Origin of the sequence: Telmatospirillum sp. J64-1, from assembly GCF_006980715.1 — a bacterium.
Lineage (GTDB): Bacteria > Pseudomonadota > Alphaproteobacteria > Rhodospirillales > Magnetospirillaceae > Oleiliquidispirillum > Oleiliquidispirillum nitrogeniifigens.
This window is the reverse complement of sequence record NZ_SBHN01000091.1, coordinates 1-548: the sequence shown is the minus strand read 5'-3', so window position 1 is coordinate 548 and position 548 is coordinate 1. Positions and strand designations below refer to the sequence as shown.

The window sequence follows — 548 nt, the reverse complement described above, 5'->3', positions numbered from 1 at the left end:
CAGCCGGAGCAGCCGGAGCAGCCGGAGCAGGAGTCGGCCTCCAGTGAGCCTGCACAGAAGCGTACCGGCCGCAAGTAAGCGATCCCAGCCCGTAAGGAATCTCCCATGACCCCCGCCGAGTTCCGCGCCGCCTTGCCGGGCTTCGCCGACGAGGAGAAGTTCCCCGAATCAATGCTGGCCCTATGGCTGGATTTCGCTGCCGCGCAGGTGCCGGCCGAGCGATGGGGGAATCTGCGGTCGCAGGGCATCCTGTTCCTGGCCGCCCACCATCTGACCCTGGTGGCCGCCGCCAGCAAGGCCGCCGACGGTACCGGCGGACTGGAAGCGGCAAGCGGCGGGGTCACGTCCGAGAGCAAGACCGTGGGCAGCGTGTCCAAATCCGTCAGCCGATCCGGCGGTGCGGCCGGCATCGATCCGCGCGGCGGGCAATACAATGATACCAGTTGGGGACGGCAATATTGGGCGCTGGCCTCGACCATCGGCGCCGGAGGGCTGGTGCTGTGAAGCCGGTCATTTCAGTCAAGCAGACCCTTAATCACACCTCAATG

Annotated in this window: 1 protein-coding gene; it reads left to right on the top strand. The window is 66.6% G+C overall.

Annotated elements, in window-relative coordinates:
* Window positions 1-105 precede the first annotated feature (105 nt).
* Window positions 106-504, top strand: coding sequence for a DUF4054 domain-containing protein (locus EPD66_RS23900; RefSeq protein ID WP_142851052.1), 399 nt, complete (start codon window positions 106-108; stop codon window positions 502-504).
* Window positions 505-548: the final 44 nt, after the last annotated feature.

What these genes read in the sequence shown, in the direction of transcription:
- EPD66_RS23900 (WP_142851052.1), top strand. Translation starts at nt 106, where the DNA reads ATGACCCCCGCCGAGTTCCGCGCCGCCTTGCCGGGCTTCGCCGACGAG.